The sequence below is a fragment of the Sphingomonas gilva genome (genome assembly GCF_003515075.1).
Lineage (GTDB): Bacteria > Pseudomonadota > Alphaproteobacteria > Sphingomonadales > Sphingomonadaceae > Sphingomonas > Sphingomonas gilva.
Genome location: NZ_QWLV01000002.1, coordinates 473,029 through 491,416 on the forward strand (window position 1 = coordinate 473,029; position 18,388 = coordinate 491,416).

Annotated in this window: 18 protein-coding genes; 3 read left to right on the forward strand and 15 right to left on the reverse strand. The window is 63.5% G+C overall.

Going from position 1 to position 18,388, the window contains the following annotated elements; translation table 11 throughout:
* Positions 1–48: 48 nt before the first annotated feature.
* Entirely contained in the window at positions 49–816 is a 768-nt protein-coding gene (locus tag D1610_RS06885; RefSeq protein ID WP_118863389.1) for a helix-turn-helix transcriptional regulator, read from the reverse strand.
* Between the two features lie 424 nt (positions 817–1,240).
* Between D1610_RS06885 and D1610_RS06890 the strand changes: the two genes are divergently transcribed.
* Both D1610_RS06890 and D1610_RS06895 read left to right on the forward strand, forming a co-directional pair.
* Complete coding sequence (locus D1610_RS06890) at positions 1,241–1,579, forward strand: type II toxin-antitoxin system RelE/ParE family toxin (RefSeq protein WP_118863390.1); 339 nt, start codon at positions 1,241–1,243, stop codon at positions 1,577–1,579.
* 4 nt (positions 1,580–1,583) lie between these two features.
* The gene (locus D1610_RS06895; protein WP_118863391.1) at positions 1,584–1,913 is read left to right on the forward strand and encodes a helix-turn-helix domain-containing transcriptional regulator; all 330 of its coding nucleotides are present in this window, start codon (positions 1,584–1,586) and stop codon (positions 1,911–1,913) included.
* A 101-nt stretch (positions 1,914–2,014) separates the two neighbouring features.
* Here the strand turns inward: D1610_RS06895 and D1610_RS06900 are convergent, their stop codons facing one another.
* The 5 genes from D1610_RS06900 to D1610_RS06920 all read right to left on the reverse strand — a co-directional run bounded on the left by D1610_RS06900 (position 2,015) and on the right by D1610_RS06920 (position 6,437).
* Positions 2,015–2,662: a hypothetical protein gene (locus tag D1610_RS06900; protein WP_118863392.1), complete on the reverse strand. Its 648-nt coding sequence runs from the start codon at positions 2,660–2,662 to the stop codon at positions 2,015–2,017.
* Complete coding sequence (locus D1610_RS06905; protein ID WP_118863393.1) at positions 2,659–3,417, reverse strand: hypothetical protein; 759 nt, start codon at positions 3,415–3,417, stop codon at positions 2,659–2,661. The genes D1610_RS06900 and D1610_RS06905 overlap by 4 nt, the downstream gene beginning before the upstream one ends.
* Before the next feature lie 20 nt (positions 3,418–3,437).
* On the reverse strand, positions 3,438–4,133 hold the full coding sequence (locus tag D1610_RS06910) for a hypothetical protein (protein ID WP_147414282.1): 696 nt from the start codon (positions 4,131–4,133) through the stop codon (positions 3,438–3,440).
* Between the two features lie 229 nt (positions 4,134–4,362).
* On the reverse strand, positions 4,363–4,962 hold the full coding sequence (locus tag D1610_RS06915) for a hypothetical protein (protein WP_147414283.1): 600 nt from the start codon (positions 4,960–4,962) through the stop codon (positions 4,363–4,365).
* Between the two features lie 53 nt (positions 4,963–5,015).
* On the reverse strand, positions 5,016–6,437 hold the full coding sequence (locus D1610_RS06920) for a dicarboxylate/amino acid:cation symporter (protein ID WP_245942054.1): 1,422 nt from the start codon (positions 6,435–6,437) through the stop codon (positions 5,016–5,018).
* 183 nt (positions 6,438–6,620) lie between these two features.
* On the opposite strand from D1610_RS06920, the gene D1610_RS06925 reads away from it, so the two are divergent.
* Entirely contained in the window at positions 6,621–7,679 is a 1,059-nt protein-coding gene (locus D1610_RS06925) for a YncE family protein (protein WP_118863397.1), read from the forward strand.
* 29 nt (positions 7,680–7,708) lie between these two features.
* On the opposite strand, the gene D1610_RS06930 is transcribed toward D1610_RS06925, so the two are convergent.
* The 9 genes from D1610_RS06930 to D1610_RS06970 form a co-directional block, all read right to left on the reverse strand.
* Positions 7,709–8,701 carry a substrate-binding domain-containing protein gene (locus tag D1610_RS06930; protein WP_118863398.1) on the reverse strand — a complete coding sequence of 331 codons (993 nt, stop codon included), beginning with the start codon at positions 8,699–8,701 and terminating at the stop codon, positions 7,709–7,711.
* Positions 8,698–9,579 carry a PstS family phosphate ABC transporter substrate-binding protein gene (locus D1610_RS06935; RefSeq protein WP_182466727.1) on the reverse strand — a complete coding sequence of 294 codons (882 nt, stop codon included), beginning with the start codon at positions 9,577–9,579 and terminating at the stop codon, positions 8,698–8,700. Before D1610_RS06935 ends, D1610_RS06930 begins: the two co-directional genes overlap by 4 nt.
* Positions 9,580–9,776: 197 nt before the next feature.
* Complete coding sequence (locus D1610_RS06940) at positions 9,777–10,964, reverse strand: PstS family phosphate ABC transporter substrate-binding protein (protein ID WP_118863400.1); 1,188 nt, start codon at positions 10,962–10,964, stop codon at positions 9,777–9,779.
* Complete coding sequence (locus tag D1610_RS06945; protein ID WP_118863401.1) at positions 10,961–12,160, reverse strand: PstS family phosphate ABC transporter substrate-binding protein; 1,200 nt, start codon at positions 12,158–12,160, stop codon at positions 10,961–10,963. The genes D1610_RS06940 and D1610_RS06945 overlap by 4 nt, the downstream gene beginning before the upstream one ends.
* Complete coding sequence (locus D1610_RS06950; protein ID WP_147414284.1) at positions 12,157–13,380, reverse strand: PstS family phosphate ABC transporter substrate-binding protein; 1,224 nt, start codon at positions 13,378–13,380, stop codon at positions 12,157–12,159. The genes D1610_RS06945 and D1610_RS06950 overlap by 4 nt, the downstream gene beginning before the upstream one ends.
* A gap of 23 nt (positions 13,381–13,403) precedes the next feature.
* Positions 13,404–14,522, reverse strand: a complete 1,119-nt coding sequence (locus tag D1610_RS06955) for a PstS family phosphate ABC transporter substrate-binding protein (protein ID WP_222926951.1) — start codon at positions 14,520–14,522, stop codon at positions 13,404–13,406.
* A 61-nt stretch (positions 14,523–14,583) separates the two neighbouring features.
* Positions 14,584–15,633 (reverse strand): PstS family phosphate ABC transporter substrate-binding protein, encoded by a 1,050-nt coding sequence (locus D1610_RS06960; protein ID WP_118863404.1) that lies wholly within the window; start codon positions 15,631–15,633, stop codon positions 14,584–14,586.
* Positions 15,630–16,619, reverse strand: a complete 990-nt coding sequence (locus D1610_RS06965) for a PstS family phosphate ABC transporter substrate-binding protein (RefSeq protein ID WP_118863405.1) — start codon at positions 16,617–16,619, stop codon at positions 15,630–15,632. The genes D1610_RS06960 and D1610_RS06965 overlap by 4 nt, the downstream gene beginning before the upstream one ends.
* A gap of 2 nt (positions 16,620–16,621) precedes the next feature.
* The gene (locus D1610_RS06970; protein WP_118863406.1) at positions 16,622–18,361 is read right to left on the reverse strand and encodes a PstS family phosphate ABC transporter substrate-binding protein; all 1,740 of its coding nucleotides are present in this window, start codon (positions 18,359–18,361) and stop codon (positions 16,622–16,624) included.
* Positions 18,362–18,388: the final 27 nt, after the last annotated feature.

Below are 18,388 nucleotides of genomic sequence, written 5' to 3' on the forward strand. Positions count from 1 at the left end.
CCCGATTACTGGTCGGGACAGCAAGCAGGCGTGGCCGAAGAGCGGTATTCACTCGGGTGGGGGAATGGACTCCGCGGGCACGATCAGTCCCCAGCGCACCGCCTGGATCGCGGCCTGGGTGCGATCGCCGACGCCGATCTTGCGCAGCGTGGCGGCGATGTAGGTCTTGACCGTCTCGACGCCGATACCGACGATCGCGGCGATATCGGTGTTGGATTTGCCGCGCGCGGCCCAGTGGAGCACCTCGGTTTCGCGCGGGCTGAGATGAAGATCCACGGGCGGCATGCGCGGCCAGCCGTGGAGGCGTCGCGCGGCCTTGAGGGCATGGCCGCCGATCAGCTCGGCGGACTCGATCCGCCACGCCGCGATGGCGCCGGTGCCGCGGGTGGCGAACGAGCAGGATCCCGACGGCTCGAACGCGACATTGGCGGGCACGGTGAAGCCTTGCCGCAGGCCGGCGCGCGCGGCGCCGGCCATGATCACCCTGTGGCGCTTCTGGAGAACGAGGTGCTCGGCCAGCTCGTCCCAGGCAAAGCCGCAATTGGTGCGCAGGCTGGCATGGAGGATCGGATCGTCGACGAACAGACGGCGACCGACGATGCGTTCGGTCCAGGCGTCGGGATAATTGTCGAGCCGGATCAGCTGCGGTGCGGCGCGCTGGAGACTGAGCGCGTGAATCAGGGCGAAGTGCTCGAAACCGATCTCGCGGGCGGCATCGTCGAGCAGTGTCGCCAGCGCGAGATCGCTGCCGCATTCGCCGGCGCGCTCACGGAACGCGCGGACGGCGGCGTTCTCAAAGACCAGCGGTTCGGGCATCTATCCGCTGCCGCTTCTCGCCGCGACCGACGCAGGACGTTCGAAAGACAAACAAAGTACGATCGCAGTCTGTCGGGTATTTCCGACAATGATTCTTGAATATTGGCGCGTCACTTATCGAGTCATCATGCCGTGTCACATATATAGAGATGCGCGAGAACTGAATTTCCGACGAATTATAGCGAACAACGCCAATCCATTACGGACATTCACTTGGGGTCCTGTTGCATGTGTATCCACTATCGAAGCGCGGATCATGGTTTGAAGGAGCGGCAGGCCGGACTTCCCGGACCGGCAGCGGATATCCCCGCGCATCGGCAGGGGCTGAACATGACGGCGCTGGCGAATTGGCTATGGAGAATCGACGCCTCTAAAAGGACTCGACAAATGGTAACATATACGTTACCTACTTGGAGCGGATTCGGTGGTCGTTGAGGAATATGTCCGCGAGGATGGATCGTGCCCGTTCCGAGCCTGGTTCGACGATCTCGACGCGCATGCGGCGGCGAAAGTGGCGACGGCGATTGTGCGGCTCGAGCTGGGCAACACGTCGAATGTCAAATGGATCGGCGGGAGCCTCGGCGAATATCGCATCGACTGGGGTCCGGGCTACCGGCTCTACCTTGCTCGCGATGGGGATGAACTCATCATCCTGTTCGTGGGCGGGACCAAGAAGCGGCAACAGGCGGACATCGACCGGGCCGGCGAGCTGCTCGCGGAATACAAGGCCCGCAAGGCTGCGGCGAGGAAGGCGAAGAGGTGACGACATGGCGCTGACGCGCGATTTCAAAGAGACGGTGAAGGAACGCGCCGCGCGCGATCCCTCTTTCGCCAAGGCCATGCTCGACGAGGCCGCGACCGCCTTTCTCAATGGCGAGCCGCAGATCGCGCGCCTGATTTTGCGCGATCTCGTCAACGCCTCGGTCGGATTCGAGGCGCTGGCGAGTGAGACCGCCCGCCCGAGCAAAAGCCTGCACCGGATGCTTTCGGAGAACGGCAATCCGAGCATGGACAATCTCGCCGCCATCTTCGGTGCGGTGCGTAAGCGCTTGGGTTCGCCATCGAGGCGCATGCGGTCGAGGCGGCATAGCAAATAGGCGCTTCTCGTTGCCTGACGACGACCGGCGGCGTCGGCCGAGCGGCCCCAGGTCGGCGAACAGCGCGGTGGCGCGCTTCGCGGCCATGAGGCACGGAGGCATCATTGTTCGATGTATGTCACCCTTTCTACCTCAATGCCCTTCCCGACACGAGTGGTGCTGCCACGGCCCGAGAGGGATAATGTCATTCCGGGTTGGATCGCAGCGAACGGCCGCGCCAGATGTTTCGGCAGGCGCGCCGTGACCCCCTCATCCAGGATGACCGTCTTGACCTCTCCGCGTTTTCCGACAAGCACGTGCGCCACGGTTCCGCGGACGATCATGGGCGTAAGCGCCAGATAGCGAATGTGTTTGGGTGGCTTCAGGTCGCCCCATGGCTTGGCTTCGGCGATCAGTCGACGGCCGCTCGCGAGATTGTGAATCGACCACGCCTTGACCTCCTGCCCGCTATGGCTGACGCGCCCTTGAACGGTGACAGACTCTCCCCGGCGAACATGGTCGACGAGCTGATCGGACATATGCGCAGGGAACTTGACCACCAGGCCTGAGTGAAGAAGCAAGCCGTCGGTTTCGCCGAACGGGTTGACGAGGAGATACCGAACCTTCCCATTCAATGACGGGGCATGAAACTGCGCGGCGTAATAGTCCTGGCCGGATCTTGCGCCCTTCTTTGCATCGACCCCCGTTAAGCCCGTCATCGCAACCAGCGCGAACGCCGCGCCGATGCCGACCTTCGTTTTGCCGTTCATTTCCCTCTCCTCAGTTTGATTTCGAAGCCAAGCTTGAACTTGATGATTGGTTTGCCGTCGCGGGACGCCAGCGCACGTCCGCCGATAATGAACAGCTCGGACCTGTCGTTCGGAGCGAAGCGCAGCCCGGCGTTCGCCATCAGCTCCTGCTCCCCGAGGCGACGCATCCGCATTTCCGTCGCGACTTCGGCGCCGACCTTCCACCGCGCCCCAAACTCCCGCGTCATGAGAAGCCCGGCGAGCACCATGTCCTTGTTGCGCGCGGGAACGTGCTGGAGCCCGACCAGGGCGCCGACTTCGATAGCGCCGAAGCGCCTGGCAAATGTGACCGGCAACTTGAACCCGATCCGCCCTTCGCCGAAACCGCGACGTTCGCTGCCGACCGGTAGCGATATCTTGAGCTCCGCAGCCGCGTCGATGCCGAGTGCGCTGCCGGCGGCACGCGCGAGCCCGAATTTCGCCTTGAGCTCGACGTCCCCGACACCCGATGACCTCGGTGCTTCGGCCGTGTGAATATGGCGAAGCGCGACGTCGACGCCCATTTCCAGATCGGGCGACACCGGCACCACCGCGCCGAGCTTGGGCAACACCAGATTGTCCTTATGCGGCGTATCGGTCAGCTCGGCGTGCAGCTTGAGTTTCGTATCCGCCGAAGGTCTTGCTCCGCCGACGGTGTAGCCCTGCGCCACCGCATCCTGCGCGCACAGACCGGCAAGCAGGATGGCGGCGGGGCGGCCGGGGTTCGGGAACAGCATGGCGGCCCTCGCCGCCCGACTCAGAGATCGACCTCGCGTGTCGCCGTCTCGGCAATATCGCGCCTGATCGTGGATTTGGTATCGTTAATCCGCTTCCACTCGGCATTCTCGATCAGGCGCTTCGCCTTTTGCTGCTCCTTGATCGGCTCGCGGCCGGCATAGGCGGCATCGCTGACATATTCCATGAGCAGCATCGACAAGGCGGGATCGGATCCACCTTCCTCGCGGTCGAGATACATCGTGTATCCAGCCATCAGCCCGGCGGCGCGCTGATCGTTCATGTTGGGCGCGATATACCGGGTAGTGTAGGCAGCATACTGGGCGGGCCGCACCAAGGGCTGGTAGAATGACACGACCGGCACGCCGCGCCCTGCCTCGGCCTTGCCGCCCTCCTGCCGGATAACCGAAGCGGTGCGCACGCGAACGCCCTTGCCCAGGGCACCAGCGCCGCTGGTGCGCCATTTCGCATAGGCGGCATCGGTCTCGAAGGTGACGATCGCTATCGATTCCACGCCTGGCGTATCCTGCTGGGTGGTATGCTTGCGCAGCAACCGCACATCGACATCCTCGACGTCATCGAGCCGCTCGAGCCGCTCGACATAGTCGGCCTCGACCTCGGCGCCGACCTGCTGGGTGACGATGACGGTCACCGGCTCCGCCGCAAGCGGCGCGGCAGTCGCGCCAACAAGACCGATAACCAGTCTCGCGAGTGTCATGATCTTCTCTCCCGTCTTCTTGTGGAGAGCAGAGCTAACACCATGGGCCTGACAGGCATCTGTCGCCGCGCGTCAGCAAAATATCAGCTTTCCGGGCTGGTTCGACGAAGCGCTGATCGGCCCCAACCAGCCGCCCACATCGGCCGCACAATGCGCATGTGGCCGCGTAGATCACCACCAGGGCGCCAGCTGACCAAGCGCCCTGGTGGCTCCCACCGCCGAAATTCGCTCAGACGGGTGAGAACAGCGCCTCGGCGTTCTCGATCCGGCTATTCAATCCGTCGCGAATGACGATGCCCGGCTGCATGAAGTCGGTATCGATCTTGCCGCTGTCGGGCGACTGCTTGAAGGCGACGACCATCGCCACCGGAATGTAGTCGCCCACCTTGTTCTTGAGCGGCAGGACGATCGAGACCTTCTTGCCGTAATTCTCGGTGCCCCATTTGGATTCGACCTGCGTCGCCCCCTTCTTGGCGGTGATGATGTCGCCCGGGGACGACATATTGCCGATGCGATCCGGGAAGGTGCCGGCAATCATGCTGTATTCGCTCAGGCCGGGCGGAACGGCGTGAATTGTGATGCTCACCACCTCGGGATGGGCCGCGGCGAGCTCATCGACCAGGGTCTGGGCAAGGATCTTCTGCTGCGGACCTGCCCAGTTCTTCGGCGTGCCGGGCGTCGAGGGCGCGCGCGGGATGCTGTCATTGCCGACCGCGACTTCCTCGACGGCGTTGCCCGGCGCCGCCTGTCCGCCCGGCGAACATGCGGCGGTCCCGAGCATGAGTCCGGCCCCCAGGGCGATGGCCAGCTTGGTCCCAAATAACGACATGATTATCTCCTCTTCCTAGTGAGTTGCTTGAACGGCGCGACACATATGCCGGGTTAGATAAGACTTGGCTCGGAGGTGGCTGTGGCTGTGCGTCCGGCCGCCTGCGTCGGGCGCGAAAGATGCTCCCATGCGGCGTCGTCCGCGTCGGCCGCAGATGGCATCGCAGCTGCGCGGTTTGCCCCCGGAGATGATCGCCGCAAGGCGGTATCGAGCCGCTGGCGATCCAAGCCGCCCTCCCAGCGCGACACCACCACGGTCGCCACCGCATTGCCGATGAAGTTGGTGATCGAACGGCACTCGCTCATGAAGCGGTCGATCCCTAGGATCAGCGCCATCCCGGCGACCGGCACCGACGGCAGGACGGAAAGCGTTGCCGCGAGCGTGATGAAGCCTGCGCCGGTGATCCCGGCCGCACCCTTCGAGCTCAGCATCGCCACGGCGAGCAGCAGCAATTGGTCGCCCAAGCTGAGCTCGATGCCGGTCGCCTGGGCGATGAACAGCGCGGCGAGCGTCATGTAGATGTTGGTGCCGTCGAGATTGAACGAATAGCCGGTCGGAACAACCAGCCCGACGACACCTTTGGGGCAGCCGGCCGCCTCCATCTTTTCCATCAGGCTCGGCATCGCCGCTTCCGAAGAGGAGGTCCCCAGGACAAGCAACAGCTCGGCCTTGAGATAGGCGATCAGCCGGAAAATCGAGAATCCGTTGAGACGGGCGACGGCGCCAAGCACCACGAAGATGAACAGCGCCGAGGTCAGGTAGAAGGTCGCGACGAGGAAGGCGAGATTGGCGAGGCTCTCGATACCGTAGCGGCCGATGGTGAACGCCATCGCGCCGAACGCACCGATCGGCGCTGCGCGCATGAGAATCCCGACCAGGCGGAAAAACGCCTGCGACAGCGATTCGAGAACCCTGAGCGCCGGTGCGCCGCGATCGCCGATCAGCGTCAGCGCGGTGCCGAACAGGATCGCCACGAACAGGACCTGGAGTATCTCTCCCGCTGCCAGCGCCCCCGCAAAGGTGCTTGGGATGATGTTCGTCAGGAAGGCGATGAGCGACTGGTCGTGCGCCTTCTGGGTGTATTCTGAGACTGCCTCGCCATCAAGCGTGGCCGGGTCGATGTTCATCCCCGCGCCGGGCTGCACGACATTGGCGACGACGAGCCCGACGATCAGCGCGAGCGTGGAAAAGCACAGAAAATAGGCGAGCGCCTTGAAGGCGACGCGCCCGACCTTTCCCATGTCCTTCATGCCGGCAATGCCGGTCACAATCGTCAGAAAGATGACCGGCGCGATGATCATCTTGACCAGCTTGATGAAAGCATCGCCCAGGGGCTTCATCGCGGCACCGATCTCGGGCCAGAAATGGCCAAGGAGGACGCCCGCTATGATCGCGACCAACACCTGCACATAGAGTTGGTGATGCAACCGCCTGCGCCGCGGCGCCTCGGCCGCTGCGTATTCCTGTTCAATCAGCACATCCGTGCCCCTCGCCTGTCTCGCCATGCTGCGAGTTGTGGACCCGGAATAACGGCGTTGACTGACACCAAGCTGTCACCGGCTGACAGCGGCGTGACAGCTAGGCGTGGCAGCTGTCTTCTCGGAAGCTCGCCCGTCGGGCTACCGGCTAAGGGCGACGAGGATCGCCGGGGAGAGGGAATGACACTGAACACGTTGCTGACCGGCGCAGCCATCGGCGCGCTGGCGCTGCTGGCCGCGCCCGCTATCGCGGGCGATCCACTCTATGTGCTGGACAAGGCGGCCACGCTGCCAAGCACCGATTCCGACTGGGATTATATCAAGCTGGAGCCGGGCGGATCCCGCCTGTTCATCGCTAGGCGAAAGGACGGCCTGACGGTGTATGATGTCGACAGCGGAAAGGTCGTCGGCCAAGTCGCCAACTCGACCGGCGCCAACGGTCCCTTGCTGTTGCCGCAGTTCAATCGCGGCTATACCGCGATGACCGACGGCAGCTTGCTCAGCTTCGACCTCAAGACACTAAAGGTGATCGATCGCGTCAAGCTGGCGAGCGATGGCGGCCTGAACGGCGTAGTGTTCGATCCCGCGACACGACGGATCCATGCGGTGGTCGGCGCGCGTCCACAGCAATCGGCGTGGTACACGCTCGATGCCGCTACGGGAAAGCTGCTCGGGACAAAGACATTTCCGTTCCGCAAGATGGATGATCCCGCGCCCGACGGGAAAGGCCATCTGTTCGCGCCCGCGCGCTATGACAATATTCTGCTGAAGCTGAACGCCGAGACGCTCGCGGAAGAGGCGCGGTGGAATATCGACTGCGTGCAGGTTGTCGCGGTCGAATATCAACACGAGACCGATCGCCTGTTGATCGGTTGCCGCGGAGACGAACCGGTGTTCCTCGCGCTCGACGCCAACACCGGGAGGCAGATCGCCAAGCTGCCGATCGGCAAGGGCATCGACGGAATGGCGGTTGACGAGACGCGTCACCGGATTCTCACCAGCAACGGCGGTGACGCGACCATCTCGGTCATCGCGCAGGAAGGGCCGGACAGCTACAAGCTGCTTGGCAATATCCAGACGCGCCCGCAGGCTCGCGTGATGCAGATCGATCCGCGAACCGGCCGCCTTTTCACGGTCACTGCGGGCGCGACGTTAGGCGCACCCAATCCGGACGGCTCTGCGACCCCGCAGACATTTCACCCGGATTCCTTTACCGTCCTGACCTACAAGCCGAGCTGATTGGTCATCGCGGCTGCATAGCGCGGGCGTCATTGCGGCGCCCGCGCCTCCCCCGCGGCGATCGCGGGATGCAAAGGAAGATAGTTGCCTTCCTGCTCGGCGATGGCCTGGCCAGTCTGCGAATGCACGAAGGCGAGGAATGCGGCGGTCTCCTCGTCGAGCGCTTTGCCCGGGACCTTGTTCACATAGGCATAGACCGTGCGGGTCAGGGGATAACGGTGGTCGCGCACGGTTTCGACGGTAAGCGGAATCGCGGGCCCCGTGTCTCCCACGAGCGCGATGGCTTTCACCGGTGCGTCAGGGCCAGGCAGCACGCCGATCGCCATGCCCGCCGGATCGTCTGCCAGGGCGCGCGCGATGGCCGATGGCGCGGTGTCCGGCTGCACGCCCTTCTTCACCGGTTCGGGAAACTCGGTCAGCCGGTCCCATGCGAGCTTGTTGCTGTCGGCAAGCACCTTGTGGCGGAAAAATCGCCCGGTGCCGCTTTCGGATTCCGGGCCGTAAAGCGCGATGGGCCTGTCGCACCAGCCTCCTTTCAGACCGAGCGCGCGCCAAGTCGCGAGGCGGCGCTCGCCATGGCCGAATATATCGCGAAGCTGGTCGAGACTGATCTCGGTCAGTGGATTGTCGCGATGGATCAGGATTGCCAGGGCCGGCGATTCTCCCGCGGCGCGGGCGCTGCCGGTCATCACCGCGACGCGCGATGGCGGATAGCGATGGATCCATTCAAACGCCTTGGCCTCCATTTCGGCAGCCTCCCGGCCCATCAAGGCGATATCCGCCTTGCCCGTATAAAGTCCGGCAATGGCGACATCGCTTCCCGCGAGCATGACCTCGATGCGCACATCCGGGCGGTCTTGGCGAAACCCCCGCGCCCAACTCTCGATGACCGTCGCCATCCGGGCGTTGGCCCATATCCGCAAAATACCGGGCGGCGAAGCGGAGGGCGGTGGTTCGATCTGCGCGATCGCGGGCGTAGCCGCGACGATCAGCCAGGCAACGCAGGCGAACCGCACCGTCACCGCAGCCTCGCCAGTTCGCGCGCGCGAACCGCCGGGCCGAGCGGCAGGTAGCCGCTATGCTCGACCAGCGCGCGCTGACCCTCCCTGCTCAGGAGAAATCGCAGAAACTCGCGCTGGGCGGGTTCGAGCGGCGCCCCAGGCGGCAGGTCGACATAGGCCGGAATGACGCGTGTCAGCGGATAGGATTGGGCGATCAGAGTCGCTGGCGTCGCATGGACATACGGGCCGTCATCATCCCACGCCAAAGGCAGGGCACGCACGTCGGGGACCGCATAGCGGACATTGGAAATGGCGATGCCGTGGCGATTGCGCGCCAAAGCATCAATGATGCGCTGGCCGTGATCATATTGGCGTCCATCGGCATGCTTGCCATGAACGAGCTCGACGATGGCGGGATTCCAGCGATGGCTGCCTTCGAGAACGCGTTCGCGAAAGAACAGCGCGAAATCCACGTCGGTCTTCCAGCCATAGGGCTGGATGGCCTTATCCGCCCAGTCGCCCGTGAGGCCCAGCTGCGACCATGTGCGCACAGGCTCGCGGCCGCGCCGCCCATCGACACCGAAAATCGCCTCGAGCTGGCCCAGCGAGAGCCCGCGAAGCGGATTGTCCTTGTGGACAAAGATCATGTGCGCATAGTCGTAGAAATTGGCGTCGACACTGCCGGTAGCGATCTCAAATCCAGTGGGGGGATATCCGCGAGCCCGCTCGAACGCGCGCTTGGCAGCTGGGCTGATTTCTTCCCCCAATATCGCGATATCGCCAGCGCCGGTATAGAGCGCGCCGATCGCCGAGGCGGTGCCGTACATCCGATAATCGAACGTCACGTCTGGCTGATGCCGCCTGAATTCGGCGATCCACGCCTTGACCAGCCCCCCCATGAAATCGCGTTTGAAGCTGCCATGACCCCACAGGCTGATCGATCCGGAAACGCGTTCGTCGGGCGCATAGGACGGCAAGCCTTCGATGAAGCGAACCGCCGGATGATCACGCCCAATCGGTCGTTCCGAGGCATGCGCCAATCCTGCCGCGCCGAGCGCCAGCGCGGCGAGCGCAAGCGTTAGCCGAACCCTTCCAGTCATTCCAGCTTGCTCAACTGCGCCCTGGCCGCCGCAGGGGTGAGCGGGAGATATTTTCCATCGGCCTGGATCGCCTGCTGCCCTTCCCGACTGAGGACGAAGCGGAGAAACTCCTTGATCTTCGGGTCGACCGGCTTCCCGTGCTCGCGCTTGAAGTAATAGTAGACGTCGCGGATCAGCGGATAGGTGCGATCCTGCACGGTCTCGAGGGTCAGCGGTACAAACGTCTTTCCATCATCACCGGACAGTGCGATCGGCTTGGTGCGATCATTGAGAAACGGGATGCCCGTATAGGCGATGCCATAGCGGTCGTTGGCCAGCCCGTTCATCAGTAGTTCGCCGCCCGCGGTCAGCGATCCGTCCGTTTTGAGACCGGCGGCGTTGGAGAATGCGCGCATCTGCTCGGTCCACCGGCCCGAGCCCTTCAACACCTTCTTGTCGATCTCGTCGTTGAAATGATATTTGGCATTATAGCCATAGACCATGATCGGCTTGTCGGCCCATTCGCCGGTCAGCCCCAGCTGCCCCCATGTCCGGATGTCCTTTTCCGGCCCGCGCGCGACCGACGTGTCCCACGTCAATCCGTTCCAGCCACCGTCGCGGCGCGCGCCGAGGATTCCGTCGAGCTGCTCGATCGTCAGTTGCGCAATGGGATTGTCCTTGTGCACGAAGACGCCGAGCGCGAAGGTCCACCCGCGAACATTGTACGAGCCGGTCGCCATGACGATTTCGACGACCTCGGTCTCGCCGACGCCCTCCTCGCCGCCCTTGGCGCCTTCGCGTTCCAGTCCCTTGAGTTCGTCCCACAGGGCCTGGCGGCCCATCGGCGCAATGTCGGCGACGCCGGCGATCAGGCCGGGAAATGCGACCGAGGAGCTGTAGAGATTGTTCTCGAAGCGAATGCCAGGGTGGTAGCGGCGGAACGCCGCCTCCCACACCGCCATGAGCCCGCTATCCTCGAGATAATTGTTCCCCCATTGCCGGATCGTACCGGCGACCTGCCGTTCGGGCGTATAGGCGGGCAAGCCGCTGAGATCGAACTTGCGATCGTAGAATCGGCGCTCCGAGCGCGCCTTGTTGCCGATCGCCCGCGCCTTGGAGAGTGCATCGGCATCGGTCGTCTGGGCGTCGGCCGGGGCTGCGACCACCAGCAGCGCAAGCACGGCCAGTCCGGCAAAAATCCTCATTCAGGCTCTCCTGTCGCTGTGCCGATCTGGTCGAGCTTTCGCAGCTGCTCGCGAGCCAGCGCCGCCGTCATCGGAAGGTATTTTCCGTCCTTCATTACCAGCGCCTGCCCCTCACGGCTGACGACAAAGCGCAAATATTCGGCAATCAGCGGATCGACCTTACCGCCGACCGGCCGGTTGGTGTAGAAATAGACCTCGCGGGACAGCGGATAGGTCCGGTCTTGGACGCTCTCCAGCGTGGGAAAAACATAAGGTCCCTCGGCGGATTTGGCGAGCGGGACGGTCTTGACGTCTGGCTTGTCGCGATAGAGCATCGATGTATAGGTTATGCCGTAACGATCGCCGGCAAGCGCATCCATCATCTGGTCGCCGGCCACCCAGAGCTTGCCGAAATCGCCTCCTTTTTCGCGCACGCGGTTACTATATTCCTTGAGGCGCTCGTTCCATTTATACCCGCCCTTGAAGACCTTCTCGGCAAAATCGCGCGGAAAGTGGAAGTTGAGATTGTAGGCGTGGACGTTGATCGGCTTGTCGGCCCATTCGCCGGTCAGCCCCAGTTGACCCCAGGTCCGGATATTCCGGTCCGCGCCCCTGGCTGCGGTGGGGTCCCAGTTGTTGCCGTGCCAGCCGCCGTCGCGCTGGGCCCCGAAGATGCCGTCGAGATCATCGATGCTGAGCCGCGCGATCGGATTGTCCTTGTGGACGAACGGCACCAGCGCATAGGTCCATCCCGACACGTCGTAGCTGCCGGTCGCCATGACGATCTCGACCGGTGCCGTGCCGAAGGTGCGCTGATAGGCCTGCAACTCGTCCCAGGTCGGTCGGCGGCCCATCGGCGCGAGGTCGGCCTGCCTGGTGTAGAGACCAGCCATCGCGACAAAGGTGCTGGACAGATTGTTTTTGAAACGGACCTCGGGATGATATTTCCTGAATGCCGCTTCGAAATAGCCTTGGAGCGGACTGTCGGCGAGGTAGTTCGAGCCCCATTGCCGGATCGTGCCCTTCATCGGAGGAGCGGGTCGGTATTCGGGCAAGCCGGATAGATCGAACGTGGTCGTATAGGCACGCCGATAGCCCTTGGTCTTGAGCGCATCGGCGCGCGCCACCTGCAGGTCGATCGAGTTGACCGGCACGTCCTGCGCCGCTGCCGGCGTCCAGCAGACCGTCAGGGCGAGCAGTAGCGCACGATATTTCATCGCGCTTTCGCCCTCGACGCCGCCGCCTCAAGTTTGGCCAGCTGCGCGCGGGCGACCTCGGCGGTCAAGGGAAGATATTTGCCGTCGCGCATCACCAGTTCCTGGCCCTGGCGACTGATGACGAACCGCAAAAACTCCATCACTGCAGCATTTATCGGCGCGGCGGGATCAACGTCGACATAGGCGAAGATTTCGTCGTGCAGCGGATAGGTCCGGTCCTGGACGGTCTTCAGCGTATAGGGGACGAATGGTCCGGCGTCGGTCACGCCGACCGGCAGAATCTTCTGCGTCGGCTGAGCCGCGCCGCCGCCCAGGTTGGTGGTCGGCGCGGCAAGGATGCCGATGCCGTAGCGGTCGGCGGCAAGATCCTGGTTCATGCCGCGCGCGAGCTTGCCGTCGGCCGACACATAGTTGGCGTAGATGCGCAGGCGCTCATTCCACTTGTCACTCGACTTGAGGATCATGTCCGAAATCTCGACCGCCTGATGGTAGCGCTGGTTGAGACCGTAGACGTTGATCGGTTTGTCGGCCCATTCGCCCGTCAGCCCCAGCTCGCCCCAGGTGCGGATGTTCTTTTCCGGCCCGCGCGCCCATTCCGGCCGCCAACTGGTGCCATCCCAGCCGCCCGCGCGCTCAGAACCGAAGATTCCGTCGAGTTGCTCGATGGAGATTCTCGCGAGTGGATTGTCCTTATGGACGATCACGCCGTAGCCGGGCTGCCAGCCCGGGACATCGAAAGAGCCGGTGGCGATCTCGATCTCCAGGGGATCGCGATCCTTGTAACGCTGGAACATCTGGAGTTCGCTGAAGGTGACCTTGCGGCCCATGCCGATATCGCTCACGCCAAAGACGAGCGAGGGCACCGCCGCCGAAGTGGTCTTCATGTTCCAGTCGAACATCACATCGGGGTGATGCGCCTTGAACGCCTTTTCCCAATAGCCGCCGATCATGCCGTCGACGATATAGTTGCTGCCCCACAGGCGGATCGTGCCCTTGACCTTCGATTTTGGCGCGTAGGCGGGCAGGCCGCTTAGATCGAATTTCTCCGTATAGGCGACGCGCTGCCCCCGCGCGGACATCATCCGCGCCCGCGCGTCCTGCATCGCCATGCCGTCGGTCGACTCGCCGGGCTTAGTCCCCTCTCCCTGCTGGGCATGGGCGGGGGCGATGCCGATGATCAGCAGCAGCGCCAACGACACTTGTTTCAGCGTAGCCTTCATCATCCCTCTCCCAAATCGCATGTTCAATCGAGCTTGCGGCGCTGTTCGGCCGCGACGGTCTCGGTCAGCGGCAGCCACTTGCCGTCATTCTGGATTGCCTGTTGGCCTTCACGGCTCAGCGCGAAGCGGAGAAACTCTTGGACGAGCGGATTCATCGGCTTCGCCGGATCACGATTTGCGTAGAGGAACACCTCGAGGAACAGCGGGTACTCGCGGCTTCGCAGGGTATCGAGCGTCAGCGGCACGAAGGGCTGGCCCGCCTCTCTGGCGATCGGGATATATTTTACTCCCTCCATATCCGATGCGAGATCGGCAAAGGCGATCCCGCCCAGATTTTCCTGGACCGATTTGACGATCGACACGCTGGAAAGTGCGCGGGTCCCGTCGGGTTGCAGCTCATGCGCGAACTCCTGCAGGTTCTCGTTCCAGATGCTGCCTCCCTCGAAAACCTTACGCTCGAAATAGAGCTGGATGTGATATTTGAGCGGTCGTCCGCTGGGGACGACCTCGCGGTCTTTCCACGCGCCCGTCAGCCCGACCTGGCCCCAGGTCCGGATGTTCTGGTCGCGTCCGCGCGCGGCGGCGGGATTCCAAACGGTCCCCTTCCAGCCGCCACGCCGCGGTCCGCCGAACATGCCGTCGAGCTGGTCGATCGTCAGGCCGCGGATGGGGTTGTCGTTGTTGACGAAGATCGCAAAGGCCGGCGTCCATCCGGGCACATTGTACGATCCCGTCGCCATCTCAATTTCGAGCGGGTAGTAGCCGAACTTGGCCTGGAACGCGTGCAGCTCGGACCAGGTATAGCCGCGCTTCTGGATGATATCGGCCAGACCGGATTCGAGATCCTGATCCGTCACTTCGAACCTGACATCGGGGTAGAGCGCAGTGAAGGCCTTTTGCCACTGGCTCAATACCGTACCTGTCGTCAGATACTTCCCACCGATCCGTATGACGCCCGACAGGCCGGGCTTGGGTCGATAGGCTGGTAGCGACGAGAGATCCCATTTGTCGTTCGGGTAGAAGGATTTGTGTGCACGCGATCCCACCGACTTGAGATGCGCCGCGCGCAGCTTGTCCGCAGCGGCTTCGGTCGCGCTTTCCTGCGCCAGAGCCGCGGCGCCGGTGGCGCCCAACCCGAGCATCACTATCGCGCAGGCAACCGCTCGAAGCCGTGCCGATATCCGAGCTCTCCGTGCCATTTCCCTAATCCTCCAGCTTCTTGAGTTCGATCTTCGCGAGCGGCGCTATGACCGGCAGATAGCCGCCGCCGTGCCGCTCCACGGCTTCCTGCCCCTCCCGGCTCAGGATGTAGCGCAGAAACTCCGCGATCTTGGGGTCGACCGGCTTGCCGGGCCTACGGTTGAAGAACATCGTGATCACGCGCGTCAGCGGATAACTGCGGTCGCGCACGGTAGCTTCGGTCGGGGACACAAATGGTTCGCCAGGACCGTGCGCGAGCGCGATCGGCTTGACGTCGGGATGGCTGTAGAGCAGCCCGGCATAGCCGATGCCGTAGCGATCCTGCGCCAGCGCGTTGAGCATCTTCTGCCCGCCGTCGGTCGCCCCGCCCTTTGAACCCGGGCTGTCCGCGAACTCGCGAAGCGACGGGTTCCAGAACGGGCTACCGAGAAACACCGCTTCCTGAAAATAGTCGGCAAAGCCACGGGCGATCGGCAGCCCGTAGAGGTTGACGGGCTTGTCGGCCCATTCGTCCGACAGACCGAGATCGCCCCAGGTTTTCACAGGTGGGTGCCCGCGCAGGCGACGCATGCCGAACACGGCATCGAGCTGGGCCAGCGACAGGCCCGTCAGCGGGTTGTCCTTATGAGCGAAGACGACGAGGGCGTAGCCCTTGTTGCGCACGTCGAAACTACCGGTCAGCACATCCACGCCGGTCGGCGGATAGCCCATGACTTCGGCGAATGCGGCGATTTCGGGATCCCATATTTCCCGCCCCATCAAAGCGAGATCGCCCTTACCCGTATAAAGTGCGCCGATCGCCGACGCCGTTCCATGGAGCCGGTTCTCGAACCGGACATCGGGGTGGTGCTTTATAAACCCTTCCTGCCAGACGCGGGTCAGTCCCTCGACGAAGTCGGTCTGCTTGCCGTAGGATCCATGACCCCAGATCGTGATGGTGCCGCTCACCTGCGCACGCGGCTCATAGGCGGGTGGAAGGTCGGCCGGCGCTTGGGCGCGAAGCGGCGCGCCCAGCGCAAGAGCCGCGAGAAGAAGGGCTCCGAGGACCCTCATTTCAGTCGCGCCCGCTGTTGCGCGAGCCGGGCTTGGTCGAGCGGCAGATAACTCCCATCGCGCGCAATGATCGCCTGCCCCGCGGGGCTGAGCAGATATTCGAGGAAAGCACGCAGTTCCTGTTCGAGCGCTGCGCCTTGCGCGCGCTTGACCACGACCTGAATGATACGGGTGAGCGGGTAAATCCCTGTCCGGATGGCAGCGGGCTCGGGCAGCACGAAGGGATCACCCGGCCCGGCCGCCAGAGGAACCATCCGCGTCATTGGATGCGCGGCATGCGCCGGCGCGATCGCCAGGCCATTCGGCCTGCCCGCCAGCGTCGGAAGGATGGCACCGGCTTCCGCCACCTCCTGATAGGCGGGATTCCACTTGCGGCTGTCCTTCATCACCAACCGTCGGATAAACAAGGCGGGAATGCTGTCGACCGGCGGTCCAAGCACCTCGATCGGCCGCGCGGTGCTTCCGGCAAGACCGATCGCTCCCCAGTCCCGCGCATTGCCGTCGCCACGCTTGTGCTCGGCTCCCAGAATGGCGTCGAGTTGCGCTAGTGTCAGGCCTTTGACCGGGTTGTCGCGGTGGACGAAGATCGCAAGCTGGGTGCCCGGCCGATCGTCCTTCAGCCCGGCATAAGCATAGTCGATCGCGAACGGCTTGCTCAGCGCCACCCATTCGAACGCCATCCGCTCCATCGGCTCGCGCACCTCGCGCGCCATGAAAGCGATGTCAGCGGTCCCCGTATAGACGGGCGCTAGCGTCGATTCCGGACCATGCAGCCATTTGTCGATGCAGAAGCGCGGGTTGGCGTTCCTGAAACCCGCCTCCAGAGCCGTGATGAGGTCATGATCGGCAGGGTTGCCGGAGGCAACGAGCGCGCACGTCGCTGCTGCCGCCGGCGCAGGGTAAGGGGACCCCTCGCCGGCGGCTGCCGCGGCCACCGCATCTGCGGTGACGAGCGCGGCAAGGATAAGGACCGAGCGCGCGCGCATGCTCAGTCCAGCTTCTTACGCTGTTCGGCAAGATAGGGTGCGCTGAGCGGATAGTAATATCCAACCCGCGCGATGATCTCCTGGCCCTCGCGGCTCAAGACGAACCGCATGAACTCGCGCACATTGGGATCAAGCGGCCGGTCCGGCGCCTTATTGACGTAAAAATAGGCATCACGGATCAGGGGATAGAGCCGATTGGCGACATCGTCCGGCGTGAGCGCGACGGCCGGCTTGCCCTTGCCGGGGGAGACGCGCAGCACCTTGAGGTTCGGCTGATTTTTGACGTGCATCAGCGCGGCGATGCCGATCGCGCTCTTGTCCTTGGCGATCTGCTCGAGCGCGACGGTGCTCGCGACCGATCCTTCCGAGCCTGGCGCCGCCTGTTTCGCCTCGACGAACTCCCGGAAGTTCGGGTTATATTTGTGCGACCAGTGCATCAGGTGACGCTCGATCGCCACCGCGAAACCCGGAGCGACATAACCAAAAGTCTGGATTTCCTTGTTGGCGAGGTCGCCCTTGACGCCGAGTTGGCTCCAACGACGGATATTGGTTTCGGGCCCCCGCGCATATTTGGCCGAGTACAGATAGTTGTTGTTGATCCGCTCCCACCCGCCGGTGCGCTCGGCCCCGAAGACCCTGTCGAGCTCGTCGAGCGTGATCTCCTCGAGCGGATTGTCCTTGTTCACCACAATTGCCCAGGCGAACAGCGAGCCGCGCTTTTCGTAACCGCCGGTTGCCACCGAAATTTCGGTCGGCATGTAGCCGAAGGTGTTGAAGAACGGCATCATGTCGGTGATCTTGGCGTCGTCCCCCATCGGCGCGACGTCGGACACGCCCAGGTACAGCCCCGCGATGCCGCCCTCGCTACTGGGAATGTGGCTGGTGCTGACCTTGACGCCGGGATGGAACTGCATGAAGCCCTCGGCGAGCTGATCGACAGCATTCTTGAGTTCGCTGCCGACGATCCTGAGGCTGCCGGTCAACTGACCATCAGGCTTGTACCCTGGCAGGTTGGGAAGCGCGGGAGGCGGGAGTTCCGCGTAGGCCGCGACGGTTTCGGTCCCGTCATCGCGCAGCGTCTCCTTGATGCGATCGAAAGCGGCATAGCTCTTGTTCTGCTGCAACAGGCGAGGACGCAGTTCGCCCTTGACCGCTTCCGACCGCTCAAAGGCGACAGGATCGCGATATTCCATCACCAGCCAGGTCTGCCCGTTGGGAATGCGCTCGAGATACATCGTGTAGCGCATCATCACGCCGGCCTTGATCTGGCCGTCCATCAGCGGCTTGATATAGCCTTGCGCATACTCACCCATCCGCTCCGGCGGCGTCTTGGGCAGATAGCTGTTGACCTTGAACACCGAACGGTTGGAATCGCGCGGTGTCTTCTCGCCGTGCGTCAGCACGTCGACCGGGACCACCTGAAGCGGTGCCGCCAGCGCGGCGCGTCCGTCGCGCAGCCACTCGTTGTAATGAACCTCGGAGGGGAATTCGAGCGCGACGAACGTCTCGAATCCGGCCTCTGCCCGCTGGTCCTGGTCGAGCCAGAGCACGTCGGACACCTGGCCCGACTGGCGCCATGAAGCGAGCGACTGGGCGAGGCCAGCCGGCGGCGTGGCGCCTGCCGGAAGCTTGACCACCACATAGGCGGGCTCAGCAAGTGCCGGCGTGGCCACGCTGATGGAGAACAGCAGGGCGATGATCGCCCAGAGCTTTCTGAAGGTGCTTACCGATATGGCGTTCATACGAAATTCCCGCTCCATGATGCGACG